Genomic DNA, 23,755 nt, shown 5'->3' on the forward strand with positions numbered 1-23,755 from the left:
GTGGTGCCGCGGTCCGCCTCGAGAACGCCATCAGGTATCGCCACAGCGAGAGTTCCGATACCTGATGACGTTCTCGAGGCGGACCTCGCGCCAGGCCCGAGCCGGCTCAGCCCACCCGGGCCGCGCCCGACGCGAATCCCAGCCAGGTGTGCCGGTTGCCCCACCAGCACCAGCCCACCTTGGGGGCGTCGCGGCGCTCGCGGCCGTCGCGGCCGGTGCCGTTCGAGATCCAGACGGCGGGGGTGCGGGCGTCGAAGCGGCCGTCGGCGCGCCGCAGCCGCGAGCCGATCGTCATGTAGCAGACGTTGCGGTCGAGCACGGCGGGCGTCTGCACGGCCCACCAGATGCCCTCGGCGACGGTGAGGGGCGTGCGGCCGCGCGCCGCGAGCTCGGGCTGGGCCTCCTCCGGCGACCAGTTCGACAGGTCGTCGCCGCGGTCGAGGCCGACGACGGCGTAGAGGTCCTCGTCGGGCACCTCCAGCCCGGGCACTGGCGCGAAGTCGTCCAGGTCGGCCATGTCCACCACGACGAAGCCCGCCTTGGGCTCGCCCTTGCGGTCGTCGCGGCGCAGCAGCCCCGCGGTGCCCGACGGCGGCGCGAGCCGCGGGTGCACCACCAGGAGTGCCGAGGGGGCCGGGTTGCCGGCCGAGGCCGGGTACGACTCGGCGACCCGGGCGGCGAGGGCGGCCGCCCGGGCGCGGACGGCGTCGTCGGACAGGCCCGCCGCGCGGGTCACGCCGAGCGCGACGAGGCGCTCGGCCTGCTCGGCGAGGGAGGGGAGAACGGGGAGGGTGGCGGTCGTGGACGGGGCGGGCTGGGCGGGAGCGGTCGTCGTCTTCACGGGAAAGTCCAACGGCGGGGACGCCGCCGGTGTTCCCCCCGTTGATGTCGGGCAAGTATCTTGACGTCAAGATAAGTGCGCTATGCTGGCGGGAGCAGCCCGGCTTACGCTGGGCGGAGCCCCCAAGCCCCCGTGACGGCGGACGGAGCGCCCCGTTGCGCCACGCCCGCCCGAGCACATCAGCCCCGCAGAAGGAGCCGTAGTGAGCAGCGTGGACACGTTCGGATCGAAGGGAACGCTGGAGGTCGGAGGCAAGGCCTACGAGATCTTCCGCCTCTCCGCCGTGGAGGGTGCCGAGCGCCTTCCCTACAGCCTCAAGATCCTCGCCGAGAACCTCCTGCGCACCGAGGACGGCGCCAACATCACGGCTGACCACGTGCGCGCCATCGCCGCGTGGGACCCCGACGCCCAGCCGGACACCGAGATCCAGTTCACGCCCGCCCGCGTGATCATGCAGGACTTCACCGGTGTTCCCTGCGTGGTCGACCTCGCCACGATGCGGGAGGCCGTCGCCGCCCTGGGTGGCGACGCCACGCGGATCAACCCGCTGGCTCCCGCCGAGATGGTCATCGACCACTCGGTGCAGATCGACGTCGCCGGCCGCGCGGACGCGTTCCAGCGCAACGTGGAGTTCGAGTACCAGCGCAACCACGAGCGCTACCAGTTCCTGCGCTGGGGCCAGACGGCGTTCGACGACTTCAAGGTCGTGCCCCCGGGCACCGGCATCGTGCACCAGGTCAACATCGAGTACCTGGCGCGCACGGTCATGACCCGCGAGGTCGACGGCGTGCTGCGGGCCTACCCCGACACCTGCGTCGGCACCGACTCGCACACCACGATGGTCAACGGCCTGGGTGTGCTGGGCTGGGGCGTGGGCGGCATCGAGGCCGAGGCCGCCATGCTCGGCCAGCCCGTGTCGATGCTCATCCCGCGCGTCGTCGGCTTCAAGCTGTCCGGCTCCATCCCGGCCGGCGTCACCGCCACCGACGTGGTGCTCACGATCACGCAGATGCTGCGCCAGCACGGCGTCGTCGGCAAGTTCGTCGAGTTCTACGGTGCCGGCGTGGCCCAGGTGCCGCTCGCGAACCGCGCCACCATCGGCAACATGTCGCCGGAGTTCGGCTCCACGGCCGCGATCTTCCCGATCGACTCGGTCACGGTGGACTACCTGCGGCTGACCGGCCGCTCCGAGGACCAGCTCGCGCTCGTCGAGGCGTACGCCAAGGAGCAGGGCCTCTGGCTCGACGCCGACACGCCCGAGCCGGTCTTCTCCGAGTACCTCGAGCTGGACCTGTCGACGGTGGTCCCGTCCATCGCCGGCCCCAAGCGCCCGCAGGACCGCATCGAGCTCTCGCACGCCAAGAGCGCCTTCCTCCGCGACCTGCCCGCGTACGCGCCGGAGGTCGCCGACGTCGTCGACGAGGCCGTGAAGGAGTCGTTCCCGGCCTCCGACTCGCCCGCCTTCCCGGCCAACGGCCGCAAGAAGGTCCAGGTGACGAACAGCGAGGGCAAGGAGTTCGAGCTGTTCCACGGCGCGGTCGCCATCGCGTCGATCACGTCGTGCACCAACACGTCGAACCCCTCGGTCATGCTCGCCGCGGCGCTGCTCGCGAAGAAGGCCGTCGAAAAGGGCCTGGAGGCCAAGCCGTGGGTCAAGACCTCGATGGCCCCGGGCTCGCAGGTCGTGACCAACTACTACGAGAAGGCCGGTCTCTGGCCCTACCTCGAGAAGCTGGGCTTCCACCTGGTCGGCTACGGCTGCGCCACGTGCATCGGCAACTCGGGCCCGCTCGACGAGAAGGTGTCCGAGGCGGTCAACGCCCACGACCTGTCCGTCGTCTCGGTCCTCTCGGGCAACCGCAACTTCGAGGGCCGCATCAACCCCGACGTGAAGATGAACTACCTCGCGTCGCCGCCCCTCGTCATCGCGTACGCGCTGGCCGGCACCATGGAGTTCGACTTCGAGAGCGACCCGCTGGGCCGCGACGAGGCCGGCAACCCGGTGTTCCTGCGCGACATCTGGCCGTCGCCGGAGGAGGTCGAGTCCACGATCGCCGCCTCGATCGACCGCGCCATGTTCGAGGCCGACTACGCCGACGTCTTCAAGGGTGACGAGCGCTGGGCCGCCCTCGAGACGCCCGAGGGCGACACGTTCGCCTGGGACCCCGAGTCCACCTACGTGCGCAAGCCCCCGTACTTCGACGGCATGGGCCTCACGCCGGAGCCGGTCACGGACATCTCCGGTGCGCGCGTCCTGGCGAAGCTCGGCGACTCGGTCACCACGGACCACATCAGCCCCGCCGGCTCCATCAAGGCAGACAGCCCGGCCGGCAAGTACCTGGCCGAGCACGGCGTGGACCGTCGCGACTTCAATTCCTACGGCTCGCGCCGTGGCAACCACGAGGTCATGATCCGCGGCACGTTCGCGAACATCCGCCTCCGCAACCAGCTCCTCGCGGCCGAGAACGACGGCGCCGGGGTCGAGGGCGGCTTCACGTACAACTTCGTGAAGGGCGCCCCGGACACCATCTACGACGCCGCGCAGGACTACGCCGCGCAGGGCACCCCGCTCGTGGTGCTCGGTGGCAAGGAGTACGGCTCGGGCTCGTCCCGCGACTGGGCTGCCAAGGGCACCGCGCTCCTCGGCGTCAAGGCCGTCATCACCGAGAGCTTCGAGCGCATCCACCGCTCCAACCTCATCGGCATGGGCGTGCTGCCGCTGCAGTTCCCGGCCGGCGAGAACGCCGGGTCGCTGGGCCTGGACGGCACGGAGACCTTCGACATCAGCGGCATCACCGCGCTGAACGAGGGCACCACGCCGTCGACCGTCCACGTCACCGCCACCAAGACGGACGGCTCCGTCGTCGAGTTCGACGCCGTGGTGCGCATCGACACCCCGGGCGAGGCCGACTACTACCGCAACGGCGGCATCCTGCAGTACGTGCTGCGCTCGCTGGTGGGCTGACCCCGGTCGCGGGTCGTTGCCCGACGCCGGCCGCTCGCCTCTCCCCGAGGCGTGCGGCCGGCGCCGTTACCCCCGGCGGCCCGGCTCAGCTCGCCGCCGCCGCCAGGGCGCCCGCCGAGGTGGCGAGGAACGCCAGGCCCGTGACGACGCCGACGGTGGCGGGGACACGCGCTCCGAGCAGCTTCGCCGCCGGGTGGGCCATCAGGCCCGCCACGGTGGCGGCCAGCGCACCCAGCCCGAGGGCGGGGAAGCTGAGCAGCTCACCCAGCACGAAGAAGTGCGGGCTGCCGAGCACGGCGACGACGGTGGGCACCAGGTCCGCCTTGCCACGCTTCGACGCGAACCCGGCCACGACCCGGACCACGGCGGCGTGCAGGCCCAGCACCACCAGGTAGATGCTGACGAGGGGCCCGGTGAGCGCCGTGGGCTCGTCCCACCGGGCGATCGTGAGGGCGATGCCGGCGACCGTCGTCGCGGCCGCGAACCCGGCGACCGCGACGACCGCGAGCTGCCGCCTGCGGGTCGCGTGCGGCACCGCCCAGGCCAGCCACAGGAACGCCGGGAGGCCGAAGGCCGCCGCTGCCGTGGCCGCGTCACGCAGATGTTCCACCATGTCGTACCCCCTGGACGATCCGGATGAACCGGACACTCAGGGTAATAGAACTCTCAAGGGTCAGGCTCGTGGTTGTGATATCGCCCACGTGATCCGGGGTGGGATTCACCCCGTCGTGGTGGCCGGCTCCGGAGCCGCGGTGAGCGCCGTCGCGACGTGCGCCACGACCTCCGCACGGACCGCCGGATCGTCCAGCACGCGGTTGTGCCCGAGGCCGGACGTGATGACGAGGCGGCTGCCGGGGTGTGCGGCGTGGAGCCGCCGGGCGAAGCCGAGGCTCACCTCGCGGTCGTCGGCGTCCTGGACGAACAGGGCGGGGACGTGGGCTGGCACGGGTCGCGCCAGGAGATCGAACCGGTGCCTGGGGTCGGGCTCGTCGGGGAACACCGTCGTGGCGATCCGCTCCGCGAGCCGCTCGTTCAGCGCGGCGGGGAGGCCTGCGGTGGCGGCGAAGGTGTCGCTCAGCAGGTCGAACCGGGCAGCGGCGGCGATGCCGACGAAGCAGCGTGCACCGAGGCCTTCGTGGAGGGCGACGCCTCCGGCGAAGGCGCCGAACGAGTGGCCCACGACAGCCCGGGGCTCACCGGTGTCGTCGCGGAGCCGCTGCAGCACCTCGATGAAGTCCAGGATCGTCGTGTACCGGCCGGAGGAGTCGCCGTGCGCCGGTGCGTCGAAGGAGACGGGCCGGAAGCCGGCCGCCTCCAGGCCGGTGACGATCCCGGCCAGGCGCGACGCCCGCGACTGCCACCCGTGCACCACCAGGACCGGGGGAGCGGCGGGGTCGCCCCAGGAGTAGGTCGCGACGCGGGCGCCGCGGACCGTCAGCTCGCCCCAGCGGGCGCGCTCGTGCACGGGACGGTCGGCGGTGCGCACCGGCGGGGGCGGGCCCACGCGGCGGAACGCGGCCACGGACGCCGCGAGAGCCAGGGGCGGGGCCACCGTGCCGAGCGTGGTGAAGGCGGCGCGGACGGCGGGGTGGACGCGTGGCATGGGACCTCCTGGGTGCGACGACGGGTCGCCGTGGGCAGAAAACTGTACGACCGTTCGCACACTATCCGAACGGTCGTACACTTGTCACCATGCAGTCTCAGACCGCCCTGACGCCGGACCCGGCGACCGCGGACGAGCCGGTGGACGGCCGCCGTGCCCGCGGCGACCGCACCCGCCGCGCGGTGCTGGACCGCGCGGTGCAGGAGGCGTCCGTCTCGGGTCTCGAGTCCCTGTCGTTGGGTCGCCTCGCGGCGACGGCGCCGGTCAACAAGAGCGGCATCTCCGGCTTGTTCGGCTCGAAGGAGAAGCTGCAGCTGGCGACGATCGCCCGGGCTCGTGAGGTCTTCGTCGAGGCCGTGGTCGTCCCGGCTGCCGACTCGGCCAAGGGCCTGCCGCGGCTGTGGCTCACGCTGACGTCCTGGATGGCACACTCCCGCGACCGCGTCTTCGAGGGCGGCTGCTTCTTCCGCTCGGTCGCGGGGGAGTTCGACGCGCGCACGCCGGGGCCGGTCCGGGACGCCGTCGCGCGCGAGGAGCGGGAGTGGGAGGGATATCTCCGGTCCCTCGTGGTCGAGGCGGTGCGGCGCGGGCACCTCGACGCCGGGACGGACCCCGACCAGGTGGTCTTCGAGGCGGCCGCGCTGTACGCGCGTGCGAACGACACGTCGTTGCTGCACGGCGACGAGACGGCCTACGAGCGGGCCCTGACCGCCCTGCGCGCCGCCCTCGCCGCCCGCGGGGCGGACCCGGCGGCCCTGGCCTGACGGCTCGCGTCAGCGGTCGGGTGAGGAGTCGCTCGCCCGGTGGCCGAAGGTCTCGGCCGTGACCGCCGCGTACGACCGCCGCACGATCTCCTCGAGCACCGTCAGGTCCACCTGCTCCAGGTCCTTGAGGTAGAGGCACCCCACGCCCGTCGTGTGCGGGCCGAGGCGGGCGAGGAGCGCGTCGTGCGCGCCCACGCCGTCGGGCAGGTACACCGTGGTCGCGGCTTTGCGCGGGGAGAACCCCGCGGCGGGCGCGTGGCCGGAGTGTCCGCTCGCGTACCGGTAGCGGTACTCGCCGAACCCCACGATCGACGCGCCGAACATGCGCGGCTCCTCGCCCGTCACGCGCTCCAGGAGGTCGAGGAGCACGAGGGCGTCGCGGCGGCGCCCCGGGTGGGCGACGCTCTCGACGTACGCCACGGGGTCGCTCTCGGTCCAGTCGGTCTGGTTCGCCATGGCCTCAGTATCGGCCCCGGCCGGGTGAATCTGTCGCCGGCCGGCGAAGGCTTGGAGCGCTCTGGGGCGGGGCTGTGCCGATCCCGGGAGATGTCCGGGAGATGAATAAGAAGTAACGGTCACAATGGTACTTGTCGGGCACCGTTGCCGGGGACTACCGTCGGGTTCGCTCGGCGGCTCAAGGGTTCTTCTTGGGCCGATGCATGGCTTTTCCGCACTGAAGCGCGCTTCGATATCCGCCGGCCGTCCTGCGGGCCGGTTCCACCGATCGAACGGGAGTCACCATGACGAACGAGACCAAGGGCCTGCTCCTCGAGCTGCCCGACCTGGACTTCGAGGGCCTCGAGGTCCTCTCCGTCCGCGAGGCCGTAGCCGTCCCCGAGTCGGGCGCCACCTCGGGCTCGAGCAGCTGCACGTCGACGTCCTGCTGTGGCAGCAGCTCCTGCTGCTCGTCCGGTTCCTGCGGCTGACGTCCGCCTGACCGGCGAGGGCGTGGGACGGGAACGTCCCACGCCCTCGACTGCCGCCGCTCGACGACGAACGATACGAAAGAAGCTGATATGCCGGCAGTCGTGGTGGACAACCTCCACAAGAGCTACGGAGGCCACCGTGCGCTGCGCGGCGTGAGCCTCACGGTGCCCGAGGGCGCCGTCGCCGCCGTCCTCGGGCCCAACGGTGCGGGCAAGACCTCGCTCGTGGAGATCCTCGAGGGGCACCGCCGCCGCACGAGCGGCCAGGTCTCCGTCCTGGGGCTCGATCCCGACGTGCGCAAGGACTTCGCCGTCCTGCGTTCCCAGCTGGGCGTCGTCTTCCAGCAGACGATGCTCGAGCCCGGTGTCTCCGCCCTGGACCTCGTCCGGCGCCAGGCCACCTACTACCGCGACCCCTTGGCTGTCGACGAGGTGCTCGACGCCGTCGGCCTGACCGACGACCGCGCCAAGCTGGTCCGGTCGCTGTCCGGTGGTACGCGTCGCCGCCTCGACATCGCCCTCGCCCTGGTGGGCCGCCCCCGGGTGCTCTTCCTCGACGAGCCCACCACGGGTCTCGACCCGGTGTCCCGCCGGAAGGTGCGCGAGCTGGTCCGTTCCGTGAACGCCGAGGGCACCACCGTGGTCCTGACGTCGCACGACCTCGAGGAGGTCGAGTCGCTGAGCGACACCGTGCACGTCCTCGCCGGCGGCGAGGTGCTGACCGCGGGCACGGTGCGCGAGATCGTCAAGGCCTCGACGGCCGGGACGGTCGTGGAGCTCCTCCTGCCCGACGACGCCGCCCCCGGCGACCTGCCGGTGCCCGCCCGTGTCGACGGCCGCCGGGTCCGCGTCGAGACCGACGACCCGGAGACGACGACCCGGGAGCTGCGCGCCTGGGCCGAGGCCCGGGGCGTGACGATCGAGGACCTGGTCGTCGTCACCCCGCGGCTCGAGGACGCGTACCTGAGCCTGCTCGAGGCCCCCGCGGCCGGCTCCACGACGGAGGACTGACATGACCACCAGCAGCGCCACGACCCTGCCCGTGACCGACGGCTCCGCGCCCAGCCCGTTCCCGAGCCTGCTCCGGCACGTCGAGCTCGAGGTCAAGGACTTCTGGCGGTCGATCATCTCGCTCGCCTTCATCGTCCTGTTGCCCATCATGTTCTACATCGGCTTCGGGTTCGCCTTCCGCTCGCAGGGCCAGACCGTCCTGACGGTGGGGGACCACACGGTCACCCAGGCCAACCTCAGCTACGCCGGGGTGCTCACCTTCGGGCTGATGTCCGTCGCGTTCGCCAACGTCGCGATCAGCCTCGCGATCCGGCGGCACCACGGGCTCTTCCGCCGTCTGCGGACCACCCCCGTGCGGCCGTGGGTCGTGACGGTCGCGTTCCTCGTCAACGGCCTGCTCACGGCGGTCGTCGTCGTGGCGGCCGTGACGCTCCTGGGGACGCTGGGTCTCGGGGTCGAGCTCCCGGCCGACCGCCTGGGGGTGCTCGCCGCCGCGCTCTTCCTCGGGTACGCCTGCATCGCCCCGCTCGGCACCGCGCTCTCGCTCGTGCCGCCGAGCGCCGACGCGGCCGTGCCGATCGTGAACGGCATCTTCTTCCCGATGGCGTTCCTGTCGGGCGCGTTCATGCACATCCCGCTCGGCGAGGTGGCGGACGCGATCGTCGCGTACCTGCCCGGCAAGCCGCTCATGACGCTCATGACCGGCGCCGTGTCGGGGGAGGGGCCCGCGTGGGACACGTCGTCCATGCTGCTGCTCCTCGCCTGGGGCGTCGCCGGGACCGTCGTCTCGCTCCGGTTCTTCCGCTGGGGCTCCGAGAAGGAGCCGCGGGGCTTCGGGTCGCGCCGGGCGGCCGACGGTGACCGGTAGATGACGAGCAGCGTGGTCGCGCCCGGGGACACCGGGCAGCTGGTCACCCCCTTCTGGGTCTCGCGCACCAACCTCTACCCCTTCCGGGAGCTCCGGCACGACGCCGGGGGCACCGCCGTCGCGCTGGAGCGCCTCGCCCAGGAAGAGGCGCGCCGGGAGGGGCTGGTCGACACGCTCCTGGAGCGTCTGCACGACCTGGCGCCGACGGTGCCCGACGACGAGCGGCGGCAGTTCGTGCTCCCGCTCAAGCGGGACCTGTTCAACCGGCGCCGGCCGCGCCCGGACATCGTGGCGCACCCCCGTGCGGCCGACGTCGAAGGGCTGGACGAGTGGTGCGCCACCTGGGACGCGACCGACCGGATCGTCGCGACGCTGGACGCCGTGCACGACGCGGCGCTGGCCTCGGAGCGCGACGGCCTCGTCGAGTGGAGCCGTGACCCCGACGTGCGCCGGTCGGTCGCGGTCACCAGCCGCGACCTCCTGCGTGCCGTGGTACGCCGCTCGGTCACGCCGCCGGACGCCGCCGACAAGCGCACCCGCAAGGCCGAGGGCACGCTGGTGCAGTACCACTCGCGCTCGACGGTGCGGGTCAGCCCGTTCTCCCTCTACACCGGGGTCCATGTCGCGGCCCTCGACGGGCCGGGCGGCAACCTCGCGGAGCAGGCCACCACGCCCGGCGGCGGCGCCGAACCCCTCGGCCGCCGCTCCGTGCCCGCCGTGCGCGGCGTCCTCCTGCGGCACGCCGCGCGGACGCTCCTCCACGACCCTCTCGACGCCCGGCACGTGCCCTTCCGGCTGACCGCCGGGTACGCCCTCACCGACGGCGTGCTGGAGGTCCACCGCCGGCACTGGGCAGCGCCCACGCCGGGGATGAAGGCCGACGGCGTCACGGAGGACGTGGCGCGGCTGCCGCTGACACCGTCGATCGAGCACGTCGTCGGCGTCCTGCTGCAGGCCTGCGGGCCCGAGTCGGCGGGCCTGGTGGAGGACGAGATCGTGGGGCGGCTCGTGGACAGCACGGGCTGGCCCGAGGACCGTGCGCGCGGGCTGGTCGGGAAGCTGGCGGGCCTGGGCCTGCTGGTGCCGGTCTTCGGGGTGGACGAGCAGGCCGACGACGCGCTGGAGCGCTGGCTCGCGCTGCTGGCCCCGATGGAGGGGGCGGCGTCGGCCCGGATGCGCGCGGCCGTCCAGCGGAGCCTCGAGGCGCTGCCCCGGTTCGGCGCCGAGGACGGCGAGGCGCGCGTCGGGACCGTCGCGGACCTCGCCACCGTGTGGAGCGCGACGGTCGGCGCCCCGGTCGAGGCGCCCCTCGTGGAGGACTCGTACGTCAGCCGCGGCGCGGACGTGCCCGGCACGCTCGTGCGGCGGTGGGCGGACGACGTCGGCCGCCTGCGTCCCCTGCTGGAGGCGTGCGACGACCAGCGCCTGCTCGGTGCGGCCCTCGAGACCGTCTTCGTCGAGCGGTACGGGACCGGCGGGCGCTGCACGGACCTGCGGGAGCTCGCCCGCCGCGCGTACGCGGCCTTCCCGCTCACGCAGCGGCTGGTCTCCGGGCAGGACGTGCCCGGCTCGCCGGACCGGGTGCGCCGGCTGCTCGCCGCGCGCGAGCCCGCCGTGCGCCACCTGCTGGACCTTCAGGCGCGGCCCGGCGAGGAGGCGGAGGTGGACCCGGGGGTGCTCGCTCACGTCGCGGGGCTGCTCCCGCCCGCGGGGCCGGGCGAGGTGCGGGCCGTGTCGGTGTTCGGGCAGCCGCAGGGGCAGCGGCTCGTCGTCAACCATGTCTACGGCGGGCAGTCCCGCTACTACAGCCGGTACCTGCACCACGTCGACCCCGCCGTCACCGAGGGCCTGCGCAGGCACCACGCGCGGGTCGCCGCACCCGGCACCCGCACCGTGCAGATCCGTCCGGTCATGGGGTTCAACGCGAACCTCGGCCCGCTCCTGGCGGACGTCGAGCTCGCGCTGCCGGACGGGCCGCCCGCGCGGCCCGGCATGCTGCGGCTGGCAGACCTGCACGTGGTGCACACCGACGACGGGCTGCAGGTACGCACGGCACGCGACGACGCACCCGTGACCGTGCTCTATACGGGCTTCCTGGTGCCGCACGCCCTGCCGTCCGAGGAGATGCTGCTGGCGGTGCTCGCCGGAGCGCCGTACTACTCGTTCGGCGACCTGGCCATCGACCTGCACACGCGGCACGTGGTCGGGGGCGAGCCGTCCCGGGGCACCGCCCGGGTGATGAGCGGCGACCTGGTGCTGTTCCGGCGCCGCTGGGTGCTGGAACGGGACGTCCTGGTGCGCCGCGACGGCGAGACGCCGCAGGAGCACTTCCGGCGGGTCAACACGGAGCGGCTGCGGCGCGGGCTGCCCGACCAGGTGTTCGTCCGGCAGCTCCAGGGGCGTCAGCTCACGCCGATGGAGCGTGTCGTGACCCCCAAGCCGCAGCACGTGGACTTCCTCAGCCGCCTGCACGTCGCGCACGCGGCCCGCGTCACCGAGCGCTCGGGCCCGTGGCTCCTCGTCGAGGAGCTCACCCCGCTGCCGAGCGTGCGCAGCGACCGGGGAGCCCACGCGACAGAGATCTTCTTCGAGCTGAGCACGACTGACGAGAGGAGGGCGAGATGGTGACCACCGTCCGCCTGGTGCACTTCGGCGACAAGGAACAGCTCGTCCGGGACGTGCTGCTGCCCCTCGTGGCGGACACCGCGGCGCGGGACGGCGTGGACAGCGCCTGGCTGCGCTCGCACTGGCTGCGTGGCCCGCACGTCCTGCTGCACGTGACGGGCCCGGGCGCCGGGCAGGCCGCCGAGGCGGCGGCCGACCGGCTCCGTGAGCACGTGGCACGGCACCCGTCGCGAGCGGTCCTGGACCCGGACGAGTACGCCCGCCTCTCCGCGGAGCTGGGCCGGCTCGAGCTGGTGGACCCGCCGTACCTGCCGCTGTGGACGGACAACGAGGTGGCGGTCCTCGACCAGGAGCTCGGCGACACGTTCGTGCGCACGCACGAGGCGACCCTGGCGAAGGGCCGCATCATGGGCGCCGGCACCGCCGTCCTGCGCACGGCGCTCGACGCGGGGACAGGCCCGGTGGACGCCACGTTCCTCGGCATGGCCGCCGTGGCGGTCGCCTACCCGCGGCACGGCCTCGTCTCCGGGTACCAGGCGTTCCTGTCGCACTGGAAGGAGTACTTCCACTGGTCCGACCCGGACGGCCGGGCCGACGCCGCGCTCTCGGAGGCCTTCGCCGCGCAGCGCGACCGGCTCGTGGGGCTGCTGGGCGAGGTGCGGGACGGCGGCGACGTGGTCCGGACCGACCCGGTCGCGGCCGCCTGGACGGCCTGGGTCGAGGTGGCGCTGCCCCTGGCGATGGAGCTGGCGGAGGCGGGCGACGTGCTGCCGTACCCGCACCCCGCCCGGGCCGCGGCGGCCGCGAAGTTCGGCGAGGAGACCGCCGTACGCTGGAGCGGGTCCGACGAGCGGTCCTACAGCGACTACCACCGCGCGTTCCGGCAGCTCGACTTCACCAGGCTGGGCAACGGCTCGGACTTCGCGGCGTACCGGTTCCTCGTCAACTGCTTCTTCGACCTCCTGGCCGTGCTGGGCGTGACGCCGCTGCAGCGGTACTCGGTGGCGCACCTGTTCACGGACGCGGCCCAGGTCGTCGTCGGTGAGCCGTGGCAGACGACGGTGGCGCGGGCCGTGGAGCGGCAGAGCGCCGAGGCCGTGCCGACCCTCCCGTGGCGGGGAGGGCAGGGTGCCTGACGCCGTGCGCCTGCGCCGCGGCACCCGGGTCCGCGACCTGGAGGGGCGAGGCGTCGCGGTCAGCGCGGGGGGTGCGGCGGTCGTGGTCGACGGCGCCGGTGCCGAGCGGCTCTGGGCGGCGATCCGTCCCTTCCTGGAGTCCGGGGTGGACGCGGAGGCCCTCGTCGCCTCCGTGCCGCCGGCGGGGCGTGCCGTCGTCGGCGGGATCCTCGCCGAGCTGGAGGCGCACGACCTGCTGCGGGCGGTCGAGCCCGGCGTCCCGGACGTTCCCGCCGCCACCCTGGACCACCTGGAGGCGGTGGCCCGCAGCCCGCACGCGGCGGCCGGCGCCGTCCGGGCGACAGCGCTGCGCGTGACCGGGACGGGCGCCGCGGCCGAGGCGGCCGCGCGGCACCTGCGCGAGGCCGGGTTCGGCGACGTCGCGGAGGCCCCGGGCGTGCCAGGCGTCGTCGTCGTGGAGCACCTGGCCGACGGCGGCGCGTGGTCACCCCTCGCGTTCGCCGCCGGGGCGGGCGACAAGCGGCTCGTGGGACCCCGCGACCGCGACGCGGACCCCGCGCTCCTGGCCGACGCCGTGCGCTGGGCCGCCGCCCGGCCGTCGGCGGGGGAGCGGGGCGGGCTCACCGACCAGCTCGTCGCCGCGCAGCTGACCGTGGTCGTCCTGGGGGCGGTCGTGCGGCACTCCGGCGCGCAGGACGGCGCCACCTCGGCGGGCCCGGGTGCCGAGTATCTCGTGACGTCGAGCCGGCTCGTCGCCGAGCCGCACCGGCGGGTCGTCCTGCCGGCCGTGACCGGGCCGTGGACCGAGGTCGCCCTCGCCGCCGAGGAGCCCGAGCGCGAGACGCCCGGGGTGCTCGACGGGCTGACCGACCTCTGGGACAGCGAGCTCGGTCCCGTCGCGGAGCCGCTGCCCGGCGACCTCTCACAGCTGCCCGTCGGGCTCGCCGTCTCGGCACGGCCGGGCGAGGCGGGCGTGCTCGGCGTCGGACTGACCACGGCGCTGGCGCGGCTCGACGCGCTCCTGGCCGGGCTGCGGTCCGTGGCGCTCGGTTCCGTGGCGCCCGGTTCCGCGGCGCCCGCGTCCCTGGCGCCGCACGCGCCGGCCGTGACTGCCTGCGTGGGTCTCGGGACGACCCCCGCCGACGCCCAGGCCGAGGCCGTGGCCCGGCTCGCGGAGGCCGCGAGCGCCGGCTGGCCGCTCACCGTCGTGCCCGACGACGCCCTCGGACCCCGAGCCCGGCGCCTGCACGCCGCGCTGACCCTCCGGCTGGGTCTTGACGTCCGGCTCGTGGCCACCACGGCGCCCGGCGGCCGGCCGTGGGCGGGTCTTGTCCGGGTCGCTGTCGAGGGCGACGCCGGGACGCTCGGGGTCGCGTGCGCGGCGGACCTCGCCGCCGCGCTGGAGGGCGCTCTGCTGCGGGCCGCCGGCCGCGCGCAGTACGCGGCCCGGGCGGGCGAGGGCGCCGCCGTCGAGCAGGAGGTGGCGGACGCGCACGGGGACGTCCTCGACGTCCGGAGCGAGGCGGTACGCCGCAGCCTCGCCGCGTGGCTGGCGGCCGGTGCCCCGGTGCTCGTGCGCGAGCCTGCGCAGGCCGCCGTCTGGGCGGCGGCGGGCCTGTCGGTGCGGGAGGCGTCGTGGCTGTGACGACTGCGGGCGGCCCGGCCCGTACGGCCGACGACGTCGCGTCCGCCACCGCGACCGCCCTTGCCGGGGGCCGCGCCGCGGTCCGTGCGGGCGACGGCGTGGTGCGGGTCGCGGCGCACGGCGAGCACGTGGTGGTCGGGCCGTGGGAGACCGACGGGGCGCGGGGCTGCCTGGACTGTGCGCTCCTCTGGTGGGCCGACGTGTCGCCGCACACCGCCGACGCGGGCCAGGTCCGCCTCGCGGGGGCGTGGCACGCCACCGTGACGGGGCTGGCCGGCCTCCTGGTCGAGGAGTCCCGGGCCGACGACGGCGCGTGGTCCCGCCGGGTGGTCGTCCTGGACACCCGCACGGGCGAGACGAGCACGCACCGGTTCGCCGTGCACCCGCTGTGCGAGCGCTGCGCCCTGCCGGACCCGGGGGCGGGGCCGCTCGACCTCGTCACGCCGCAGCCCGCGGCGGGCGGGCCGCTGCGCACCCGGCGCCTGGACCGCGCCCGCCTGCGGGAGCGGCTCCTGGACTTCCGGTTCGGCCCGGTGGCGCACACGTACCGCGACGAGGAGTCGCCGCTCGCGCTCGTGACGTGCGAGACGGTGGTGCCCGGCCGGGCGGCCCGCGAGGGCGGGTACGGGCGGTCGACCGGCTTCACGAGCAGCGAGGTGCCCGCGTTCCTGGAGGGCGTGGAGCGGGTGCGCGGCGGCTACCGCGCCCCCGGGCGGCCGGTCGTCGTCGCGCCGTACGCCGAGGTCGCCGACCAGGCCGTGGACCCCGCGACGCTCGGGCTGCACGACCCGGCGCTCGCCGCCCACCCCGCCCACCACTTCGACCCGTACTCGCCGCACACCCCGACGAGCTGGGTGTGGGGGTGGTCGACGCTGCGTGCCGCGCCCGTCCTGGTGCCCGAGCACGTGGCCTTCTGGCACGAGCGGGGCACCGGCGCCCGGTTCCTGTACGAGTCGTCGAACGGCTGCGCCGTCGGCGGCTCCCTGGAGGAGGCGGCGCTGTACGGGCTGCTGGAGGTGATCGAGCGTGACGCGTTCCTCCTCGCCTGGTACTCGCGCAGCCGCCTGCGGGAGGTGGTGCTCGACCCGGGCGGCGAGCTCGCCCCGGCGGTCGACCTGCTGGCCGAGCGGGGGCTCACGCTGCGCGTGATGGACCTGACGTCCGACTTCGAGGTCCCCGTCGCGCTCGCGGTCATCACCGCGGACGAAGAGACGGTCCGCGCGGGCCGGGCGCCCGCGATGTCCCTCGCCTCCGGTGCGGGGATCGACTGGCGCAAGGCCGTCCGCACGGCCGTCGAGGAGGCGCTCACGAACGCCGTCATGTACCCGAAGTGGGTCATGATGCGGGCCGACGTGTCGGTCGAGCGCTGCCGCCCGATGCTCGACGACTTCACGCTCGTGCGGACCCTGGAGGACCACACGGGCCTGCACGGGCTGTGGGAGGCGCGCCCCCTGTGGGAGTTCCTGGACAACCCGTCGGAGCAGGTGAGCGAGGCGGACCTCGGCGAGGTGGACCCCGCGCGGCTGTCCGACGTCGCGGCGGCGCTGGCGGGCCTGGTCGGCCGGGCCCACACGCTTGGGTCGGACGTCGTGGTGGTCGACCAGACGGGGCCCGACGACGTCGCGGACCTCGGCGTGCACTCCGTGAAGGTCATCGTCCCCGGCACGGTCCCGATGACCTTCGGGCACGTCAACCAGCGCACCGTCGGCCTGCCGCGGCTCGCCCGCGGGTCGCAGATCCTGAGGGGAGCCCGGCCGTGGAGCAGCTCGCAGACGCTCAACCCCGTCCCGCACCCGTTCCCGTGAGGAGCCCGGCGGCCGGGCCGGCGGGGAGCCCGGGCGGCTCGGCGGCCGGCTCCGCCGCCGTCCTCGCGCGCTTCCACGCCGAGACGTACGGCAAGGCGGTCAGCCCGGTCACCACCTTGTTCGGGGGCGGGGCGGACGCCTGTGCCGCCGGCCCGGCGGAGCCCGCCCCGGCAGCGGTGGTGGCGGCCCTGCGCGCCACGCGGGCGGGGGACCGGCTCGACGGGCCCGCCGCGGACCGGCTCGACGCCGCCGTGCTGGAGGCCGTCCGGGTGCGGCGGCTCAGCCCCACGGACCGGTACGCGGCGCACCGCGCCTACCCCTCTCCGCGAGGGCTGTTCGGGGCCGACGCCCACCTGCGCGGCGGGCCCGGCGGCGACCGCACCGCCGACCCGTACAGCGACGCGCTGCGACCGGCCGCCCCGGCCGCGGAGCAGGGTCCGGCCGGGGAGACCGGGCAGGCTGCCCGCCCGCACGTCGCCGTGACGACCCACCCCGACCGGTTCCCGGTTCCCTACGGGACCCTGCGCCCCGCCCTGGCGGAGCTCGAGGCGGGCCACCTCGCCGCGACGCTCGCCCTGACGACGCTCCGCGCCGGCGTCCTCGGCGCGGTGCGGCTCGGGCCCGCGCCGCACGCGCCGGGCACGGTCGCGACGCTGTGGCCTGGCGACCCGGGCTCGCCGGGCACCCCCGGCCAGCCGGACCCCGCCGTCGTGCACGGTCTGCCCCCGGAGGTCCCGGCCGCTGCCGTGGCAGCGCTCGACGCGCTGACCGCCCCGCCCCGCGACCTGGCCTCGTGGCTCGACCGGCGGTCGAGCGGGTCGTCGTTCGACAACCTCGTGACCAGCCCGCCCGTGCCCGACGACGAGGCGCACGCCGTCACCGCGGCCCTCACCGCCGCGCTGGACGCCGTCGCGGCCGCCGCCCCCGGCCCGGGGGCCCTCCGGGCGTACCGGCACCGGCTGGTCGGCGACTCGATGTCCGTCTGCGAGGCCGTGCGCCTGGACCACGCGGCGCCGGCCCGGACGGTGTCCGCGGGGCCCCTCTTCTCGTCCACCCTGGGATACAGCCTCACCGCCGACCTCCGCGCCTGGTCCGACGCCTACGGGACCGCCGCCCCCGCGACCCTGCACGCCACGCTCGGCTGGGCGGGGCAGTGGGCGTCGCTCGCAGCCGCGGCCGGACGTCTGACCGTGCGCCCCGCCCGGAACTTCGACGACGGCGCCTGGGCGGACGCGCTCGCGCTCCCGCCGGGGCACGTCGTCGTCTACCAGCTCTGGGTGCGCGTGCTGCCCCCGGCCGCCTGGAGCGGCCACGCGCTGTCGACCCTGGGAGTGATAGCACGATGACCTGGGACACCCTGTACGCCTACCTGCACCGCCCGCCGGCCGAGGTCGACCGGGTGCTGGTCGACGCCGTCGGGCCCGCGGTGCGCGCGATCCTCGACGACGGCCGGGCCTCCGGCTGGCACTTCCTCCGGTACTGGACCGGCGGCCCGCACCTCCGCGTGCGCCTGCGCGACGCCGACCCGGGAGCAGTGCGCGACCTCGCCGCGGTGCTCGCCGACGCGGCCGCCGGGCCCGGGCCCCGGCTCGACCTCGACGCGGCCGCGTTCGGCACAGCCTTCGCCGCCGAGGACCCGGAGCCGTGGCGGCCCGACGGGACCGTCGAGACCGCCGAGTACGTGCCCGAGACCCTGCGCTACGGCGGGCCCGAGGCGCTCGCGGCCTGCGAGGCCTTCTTCGGCACGAGCTCCGACCTCGTGCTCGCCGTCCTCGCCGCGGCCCCCGGCCAGGACGCGCGCCGCACCGTGGCCCTGGACCTCGTCCTGCTGGCCCTCGACGTCCTCGGCCTGCCCGACCTCGCGGCCGTGTCGGCTGCCCGCGGCTACTTCACCGCCTGGGACTTCTCGCCCGAGTCACGGTCCGACGGCGCCTCCGCCCGCCGCGCCGCGGAGGCCGCCTACTGGGAGTCCCCCGCCCGGTGGGACCGGCGCCGGGACGCTGTCCGGGCGGTCGCCGCGGCAGAGCGGCCCACCACGCACCAGGTCTGGGCCGGCGCCCTGCGCGGCCTCGTCGGACGGCTGCGCGAGCTCGAGCAGCAGGGTCTGCTGCGCAACGACGTCGCCCGGATCGTCTGGTCCCAGGTGCACATGACCAACAACCGGCTCGGGCTGTCCGTCTGGGACGAGCGGCTCGTCGCCTGGCTCGCGTCGCTGTGCCTGCCCGGGCGCGAGCGCACCGCGGACTTCTTCGCCGACGGCGCCGCCTCGCCCGACCGCGCCTACCTGGAGGACAGCAAGTACCGGGCCGGCGCCCTCACGACCGACCAGCTGCCGCGCCGGGCGGCCCCCGCGGCTGCGCCGGGCGCCGGGGCGGCGACCCGCGCGGCAACGCCGCCCGGCCCCGCGGCGGCGGCCGGGCGCGTGCCCCTGACCTCTGCCCGTGTCGGGGGCACGCTCGGCGACGCGCTCGTCTCCCGGCACAGCGGCTACGGCGACTACGGCGGCACGCTCCACCTCGACGACCTCGGGACCCTGCTCGGCTCGGCGCTCGGCACCGCGCCCGGTCGCGTGCCCGCGGATCCGCCCGCCACGGGCCGCCGGCTCCGCCACCCCCGCGCGGGCGGGGGCGGCTCCGTGGAGACCTACGTGCTGGCGCTCGCGGTGGAGGGCCTGGCTCCGGGCCTGTACCGCCACGCGGCCGAGGACGGCGTGCTCGACCCGGTGGACACCCTGCCGGTCGACGGGCTGCTGCCCCAGCTCTCGCCGCTCCTCGGCGAACTGGGGACGGACCCGGCCGCCGTGATCGACGCGTCCCGCGTGCCGGTGCTCCTCGTCCTGGCCACCGACCTGACCCGCCTCCGCCCCCGGTACGGTCTGCGCGCGCTGCGGCTCTCCCTGCTGGAGGCGGGCCACATGGCGCAGAACCTGGGCCTGTGCGCGGCCGACCTCGGCCTGGTGTCGGTGCACCTGTCGGCCTTCGCCGACGACGAGGTGAACGCGCGGCTGCACCTCGACGGCGTCGACCGCTGGGCCGCCGCCCTGATCCCGGTCGGCCGGCCACCGGAGCCCGGTAGCGTGCCTCGGGCAGGACCCCCAGCAGGACTTCCAGGACCCCCAGCAGGACCCGACGAAGGAGGACTCCGATGAGCGACCTGTACGGCAGCCCCCAGGACGACCGCGCGCAGGGCCCGCGGGAGCCACGCAGCATGGCGGTACCCAACGCGCTCGGCATCGGTGCGCCGGTGCTCGGGCTCGGGATCGGCCTCGCGCTCGGCAACCCCGGCGTGGGCGTCCTCATCGGAGCCGGCGTGGGCATGGTCCTGCGGGCGCTCGCCGGCCGGGACGGCGGCAAGTAGTCCTCGGCCCCTGGCCGGCGCCTCCTCAGGCGTCGGCCAGGCCGACGGTGACGTCCGGCTCGGCGGCGGCCATCAGAGCTCGAGCTCCTGCTCCTGGTCCCACTCCTCGGTCCAGCCGAGCTGGTCGAACAGGGCGTCGAGGATCCCGGCCGTGAAACCCCAGACGAGGTGCTCCGTCCCGTCCGCGTGCACCAGGAACCCCGGCCCGCGGTACGTGCGGCCGGCGCGCCGCAGCACGACGGTGCGCCGGTTCACCGGGTCGAGCAGGTCGGCCACGGGCGCGCGGAACACGTGCGACGACTCGGCCACGTCGACCACCCGGACCGGCGTCGGCCGGGCCCACCAGCCCAGGACGGGTGTCACCACGTGGTTCGAGACCGGCATCGGCAGCGGGGCGAAGGTGCCGAGCACCTCGACGCCCGCGGCGTCCAGGCCCGTCTCCTCGACGGCCTCGCGCAGCGCGGCCTGCACGGCGTCCTCGCCCGGGTCGGCCCCGCCGCCGGGGAACGCCACCTGACCCGCGTGGTTGCGGAGCGTGGCGGCGCGGGCGAGGAGGAGCACGTCGAGGTCGTGCGACACGGCCAGGGCCTGCGCCTCGTGCGTGCTCGCCAGGCCGTCCAGCACCCCGAAGAGCACCAGGACCGACGCCGGCCGCGCGTCCCCCGTGAACGAGCCCCGGGCGTGCTTCCACGGCCCCTCGAAACCCTTCGCCACCAGGTCGGCGAGCTGCGTGCGGGCGGAGAGCGTCATCGCCCGACCTTAACGCCTCACCAGCTCGTGGCGACGGGCATGCCCTCCTGGTACCCGGCGGCCGACTGGACGCCCACGACGGCGCGCTCGGCGAACTCGCCGAGGGTCCGCGCGCCCGCGTACGTGCAGGACGAGCGCAGGCCCGACGTGATCTCGTCGAGCAGGTCCTCGACGCCCGGGCGCACCGGGTCGAGGTACATCTTGCCGGTGGAGATGCCCTCCTCGTAGAGGGCCTTGCGGGCCCGCGCGAACGCCGTCCCGGCGCCGGCGATGCGGGCGGCCACAGCCCGCGCGGACGCCATGCCGAACGAGTCCTTGTAGAGGCGGCCGGTGCCGTCCTCGCGCAGGTCGCCGGGCGACTCGTACGTCCCGGCGAACCAGGAGCCGATCATCACCTGCGAGGCGCCCGCCGCGAGGGCGAGGGCGACGTCGCGGGGGTGCCGCACGCCGCCGTCGGCCCACACGTGCTTGCCGAGCTCGCGGGCCGCGGCCGCGCACTCCAGCACCGCGGAGAACTGGGGCCGGCCCACGCCGGTCTGCATGCGGGTGGTGCACATGGCGCCCGGGCCCACGCCCACCTTGAGGATGTCGGCGCCCGCGGCGACGAGGTCGCGCACGCCGTCTGCGGTGACGACGTTCCCGGCCACGACGGGGACCGCCGGGTCCACGGACCGCACGGCGTCGAGCGCCTGCAGCATCTTGGTCTGGTGGCCGTGCGCCGTGTCGACCACCAGGACGTCGACGCCCGCGGCCAGGAGGTCCTTGGCCTTGGCCGCCACGTCGCCGTTGATGCCCACCGCCGCGCCCACCCGCAGGCGGCCCGACGCGTCCAGCGCGGGGGAGTAGACCGAGGAGCGCAGCGCGCCCTTGCGGGTCAGCACCCCGGCGAGGCGGCCGTCGCGCACCACGGGCGCCACCGACAGGTGCGCGGCGTGCAGTATGTCGAACGCACGCTCCAGGCCCTCCGCGCCGCGGCCGTCCAGCACCTCGGCGTCGAGCACCAGCGGGTCCTCGGTCATCACCTGGCGCACCTGGGTGAAGCGGTCCACGTCGCGGCAGTCGTCGGCGGTGACGATGCCGACCGGGCGGCCGTCCTCCAGCACCACGGCCGCGCCGTGCGCGCGCTTGCCCAGCAGGGTCAGCACCGTGTGGACGGTGTCGCCGGGGGCGACGACCACGGGCGTCTCGACCACCGGGTCCTTGGACTTCACGTCCTGGACCACCGCGGCGACCACGTCGACCGGCACGTCCTGCGGCAGGATCGCGATGCCGCCGCGGCGGGCCACGGTCTCGGCCATGCGGCGCCCCGCGACAGCCGTCATGTTCGCGACGACGATGGGGAGGGTCGCTCCCGTGCCGTCGTCGGGCGAGAGGTCCACGTCGAACCGCGAGGTCACGTCGGAACGGGACGGGACGAGGAACACGTCGCCGTAGGTGAGGTCGGTGGTGGGGGTCTGCCCCGGCAGGAAACGCACGTACTTCATGCTAAGCAACTTCCGGTGCAGAACCTATGGTTCCAGTCACATCCATGTGGAGGAACGATCAAGGGACAGTGATCGTGGCATCGTGGGGGGAGGCACGCCATTAAGGTGAGCCGATGCGCCCGGGGCGAGCAGTCGGCGTCGGGCAACCCCGTACTTGTGGAAGGACGATGGCATGGGTCTGCTGAGCGGAATCCGCTCGCCGGAGGACGTGCGGGCACTGACGCCCGGCCAGATGCCGGAGCTCGCCGAAGAGGTCCGGCGCTTCCTCGTGGACCGCGTCTCGCGCACCGGCGGCCACCTCGGCCCCAACCTCGGCGTCGTCGAGCTGACCATCGCGATGCACCGCGTGTTCGAGTCCCCGCGCGACACCTTCGTGTTCGACACCGGCCACCAGTCGTACGTGCACAAGCTGCTGACCGGGCGCCAGGACTTCTCGGCGCTCCGCAAGCGGGGCGGCCTGTCCGGCTACCCCAGCCGCGCCGAGTCCGAGCACGACGTGGTCGAGAACTCCCACGCCTCCACCGCCCTGTCCTGGGCCGACGGCATCGCCAAGGCCAACCTCGTCCAGGGCCGCAAGGACCGCCACGTCGTCGCCGTCATCGGTGACGGCGCCCTCACCGGCGGCATGGCCTGGGAGGCCCTCAACAACATCGCGGAGAGCCGCGACCGCCGCCTCGTCATCGTCGTCAACGACAACGGCCGGTCCTACTCGCCCACCATCGGCGGGCTGGCGAACCACCTCGACACCCTGCGGACCACCCGGGGCTACGAGGCGTTCCTCGACTGGGGCAAGCGCACCCTGACCCGGTCCGGTGCCCCCGGCCGGTTCGCGTACGGCTGGCTGCACGGCCTGAAGAAGGGCCTCAAGGACGTCGTCGCCCCGCAGGGCATGTTCGAGGACCTGGGCATCAAGTACATCGGGCCCGTCGACGGGCACGACGTCGCCGCGCTCGAGCACGCCCTCGGCCGCGCCAAGGCCTACGCGGCCCCCGTGATCGTGCACGCGATCACCGAGAAGGGGCGCGGCTACACGCCCGCCGAGCAGGACGTCGCCGACCGGTTCCACGCCGTGGGCGTCATCCACCCAGAGACCGGCCTGCCCGTCGCGCCGTCGCGGTTTGGCTGGACCTCCGTCTTCGCCGACGAGATCGTGAAGATCGGACGCCGGCGGCCCGACGTCGTCGCGATCACCGCCGCGATGCTCCACCCCGTGGGCCTCGCGCCGTTCGCGGAGGCGTTCCCCGAGCGCACCTTCGACGTCGGCATCGCCGAGCAGCACGCCGCCACCTCCGCTGCCGGCATGGCCTACGCCGGGCTGCACCCCGTGGTCGCCGTCTACGCCACGTTCCTGAACCGTGCGTTCGACCAGGTCCTCATGGACGTCGCCCTGCACCGGGCCGGCGTGACCTTCGTGCTCGACCGCGCCGGGATCACCGGCGAGGACGGCGCCTCCCACAACGGCATGTGGGACATGGCCATGCTGCGCATCGTCCCGGGCCTGCGCCTCGCCGCGCCCCGCGACGAGGCCACGCTCCGCGCGGCCCTGCGCACGGCCGTCGACGTCGACGACGCCCCCACCGTGGTGCGCTACCCCAAGGGCGCCCTGCGCGGCGACATTCCGGCCGTCGAGGAGCTCGACGGCGTGGACGTCGTCGCCCGGTACGACGCCGCCCCGCGGGGGCGCGGGCGCGGTGCCGCGGGCCGCGCCGCGTCGGCCGGTGCCGCCTCGGCAGGTGCCGCTGAGGCGGGTGCGGCTGAGGTGGGGGGTGCGGGCTCGTCCGCCGGTACGACGCCGAGGCGCGTCCTCGTGGTCGGCGTCGGTTCGCTGTGCGGCACCGCGCTCGACGCCGGCGAGGCGCTCGCGGCCCACGGCGTGGACGTGACCGTCGCGTCTCCCACCTGGGTGCTGCCCGTCCCGGCCGCCCTCGTGAAGCTCGCCGGGGAGCACGACCTGGTCGTCACGCTCGAAGACGGC

General features: G+C 74.9%; 19 protein-coding genes. 13 read left to right on the forward strand and 6 right to left on the reverse strand.

The annotated features are described in order from the left end of the window. Window positions 1-106: 106 nt before the first annotated feature. On the reverse strand, window positions 107-841 hold the full coding sequence (locus tag AC060K_RS16915; protein WP_483766574.1) for a DUF5701 family protein: 735 nt from the start codon (window positions 839-841) through the stop codon (window positions 107-109). Between the two features lie 202 nt (window positions 842-1,043). Here AC060K_RS16915 and acnA point away from each other — a divergent pair, with 202 nt between their 5' ends. Further along, a complete protein-coding gene (acnA, locus tag AC060K_RS16920) occupies window positions 1,044-3,806 on the forward strand; it encodes an aconitate hydratase AcnA (protein WP_483766575.1) in 2,763 nt (920 codons plus the stop codon). A gap of 85 nt (window positions 3,807-3,891) precedes the next feature. Here the strand turns inward: acnA and AC060K_RS16925 are convergent, their stop codons facing one another. After that, a complete protein-coding gene (locus AC060K_RS16925) occupies window positions 3,892-4,419 on the reverse strand; it encodes a hypothetical protein (RefSeq protein WP_483766576.1) in 528 nt (175 codons plus the stop codon). 105 nt (window positions 4,420-4,524) lie between these two features. Next, entirely contained in the window at window positions 4,525-5,409 is an 885-nt protein-coding gene (locus tag AC060K_RS16930) for an alpha/beta fold hydrolase (protein ID WP_483766577.1), read from the reverse strand. A gap of 89 nt (window positions 5,410-5,498) precedes the next feature. Here AC060K_RS16930 and AC060K_RS16935 point away from each other — a divergent pair, with 89 nt between their 5' ends. Continuing rightward, complete coding sequence (locus tag AC060K_RS16935) at window positions 5,499-6,173, forward strand: TetR/AcrR family transcriptional regulator (RefSeq protein WP_483766578.1); 675 nt, start codon at window positions 5,499-5,501, stop codon at window positions 6,171-6,173. Window positions 6,174-6,182: 9 nt separating this feature from the next. Here the strand turns inward: AC060K_RS16935 and AC060K_RS16940 are convergent, their stop codons facing one another. Beyond that, on the reverse strand, window positions 6,183-6,629 hold the full coding sequence (locus AC060K_RS16940) for a DUF1801 domain-containing protein (protein ID WP_483766579.1): 447 nt from the start codon (window positions 6,627-6,629) through the stop codon (window positions 6,183-6,185). 284 nt (window positions 6,630-6,913) lie between these two features. On the opposite strand from AC060K_RS16940, the gene AC060K_RS16945 reads away from it, so the two are divergent. The 10 genes from AC060K_RS16945 to AC060K_RS16990 all read left to right on the forward strand — a co-directional run bounded on the left by AC060K_RS16945 (window position 6,914) and on the right by AC060K_RS16990 (window position 19,546). Next, window positions 6,914-7,099: a thiazolylpeptide-type bacteriocin gene (locus AC060K_RS16945; RefSeq protein WP_483766580.1), complete on the forward strand. Its 186-nt coding sequence runs from the start codon at window positions 6,914-6,916 to the stop codon at window positions 7,097-7,099. A 90-nt stretch (window positions 7,100-7,189) separates the two neighbouring features. Beyond that, a complete protein-coding gene (locus AC060K_RS16950) occupies window positions 7,190-8,110 on the forward strand; it encodes an ABC transporter ATP-binding protein (RefSeq protein ID WP_483766581.1) in 921 nt (306 codons plus the stop codon). A gap of 1 nt (window position 8,111) precedes the next feature. Continuing rightward, window positions 8,112-8,978: an ABC transporter permease gene (locus tag AC060K_RS16955; protein ID WP_483766582.1), complete on the forward strand. Its 867-nt coding sequence runs from the start codon at window positions 8,112-8,114 to the stop codon at window positions 8,976-8,978. Further along, the gene (locus AC060K_RS16960) at window positions 8,979-11,606 is read left to right on the forward strand and encodes a lantibiotic dehydratase (protein ID WP_483766583.1); all 2,628 of its coding nucleotides are present in this window, start codon (window positions 8,979-8,981) and stop codon (window positions 11,604-11,606) included. Next, window positions 11,600-12,739, forward strand: coding sequence for a hypothetical protein (locus AC060K_RS16965; RefSeq protein WP_483766584.1), 1,140 nt, complete (start codon window positions 11,600-11,602; stop codon window positions 12,737-12,739). Before AC060K_RS16960 ends, AC060K_RS16965 begins: the two co-directional genes overlap by 7 nt. Beyond that, the gene (locus tag AC060K_RS16970; protein ID WP_483766585.1) at window positions 12,732-14,384 is read left to right on the forward strand and encodes a hypothetical protein; all 1,653 of its coding nucleotides are present in this window, start codon (window positions 12,732-12,734) and stop codon (window positions 14,382-14,384) included. The genes AC060K_RS16965 and AC060K_RS16970 overlap by 8 nt, the downstream gene beginning before the upstream one ends. Continuing rightward, window positions 14,375-16,189, forward strand: a complete 1,815-nt coding sequence (locus AC060K_RS16975; protein ID WP_483766586.1) for a TOMM precursor leader peptide-binding protein — start codon at window positions 14,375-14,377, stop codon at window positions 16,187-16,189. The genes AC060K_RS16970 and AC060K_RS16975 overlap by 10 nt, the downstream gene beginning before the upstream one ends. Further along, window positions 16,141-17,535: a hypothetical protein gene (locus tag AC060K_RS16980; RefSeq protein WP_483766587.1), complete on the forward strand. Its 1,395-nt coding sequence runs from the start codon at window positions 16,141-16,143 to the stop codon at window positions 17,533-17,535. The genes AC060K_RS16975 and AC060K_RS16980 overlap by 49 nt, the downstream gene beginning before the upstream one ends. Beyond that, the gene (locus AC060K_RS16985; protein ID WP_483766588.1) at window positions 17,532-19,337 is read left to right on the forward strand and encodes a thiopeptide-type bacteriocin biosynthesis protein; all 1,806 of its coding nucleotides are present in this window, start codon (window positions 17,532-17,534) and stop codon (window positions 19,335-19,337) included. Before AC060K_RS16980 ends, AC060K_RS16985 begins: the two co-directional genes overlap by 4 nt. Next, window positions 19,334-19,546, forward strand: a complete 213-nt coding sequence (locus AC060K_RS16990; protein WP_483766589.1) for a hypothetical protein — start codon at window positions 19,334-19,336, stop codon at window positions 19,544-19,546. The genes AC060K_RS16985 and AC060K_RS16990 overlap by 4 nt, the downstream gene beginning before the upstream one ends. A gap of 72 nt (window positions 19,547-19,618) precedes the next feature. On the opposite strand, the gene AC060K_RS16995 is transcribed toward AC060K_RS16990, so the two are convergent. Then, window positions 19,619-20,296: an NUDIX hydrolase gene (locus AC060K_RS16995; RefSeq protein ID WP_483766590.1), complete on the reverse strand. Its 678-nt coding sequence runs from the start codon at window positions 20,294-20,296 to the stop codon at window positions 19,619-19,621. Between the two features lie 17 nt (window positions 20,297-20,313). Continuing rightward, the gene (guaB1, locus tag AC060K_RS17000; RefSeq protein WP_483766595.1) at window positions 20,314-21,771 is read right to left on the reverse strand and encodes a GMP reductase; all 1,458 of its coding nucleotides are present in this window, start codon (window positions 21,769-21,771) and stop codon (window positions 20,314-20,316) included. Window positions 21,772-21,952: 181 nt separating this feature from the next. Between guaB1 and dxs the strand changes: the two genes are divergently transcribed. Then, the coding region (gene dxs / locus AC060K_RS17005; protein WP_483766591.1) for a 1-deoxy-D-xylulose-5-phosphate synthase at window positions 21,953-23,755 on the forward strand (1,803 nt) is incomplete at its 3' end.

The organism is Antribacter sp. NEAU-D49, assembly GCF_057158775.1.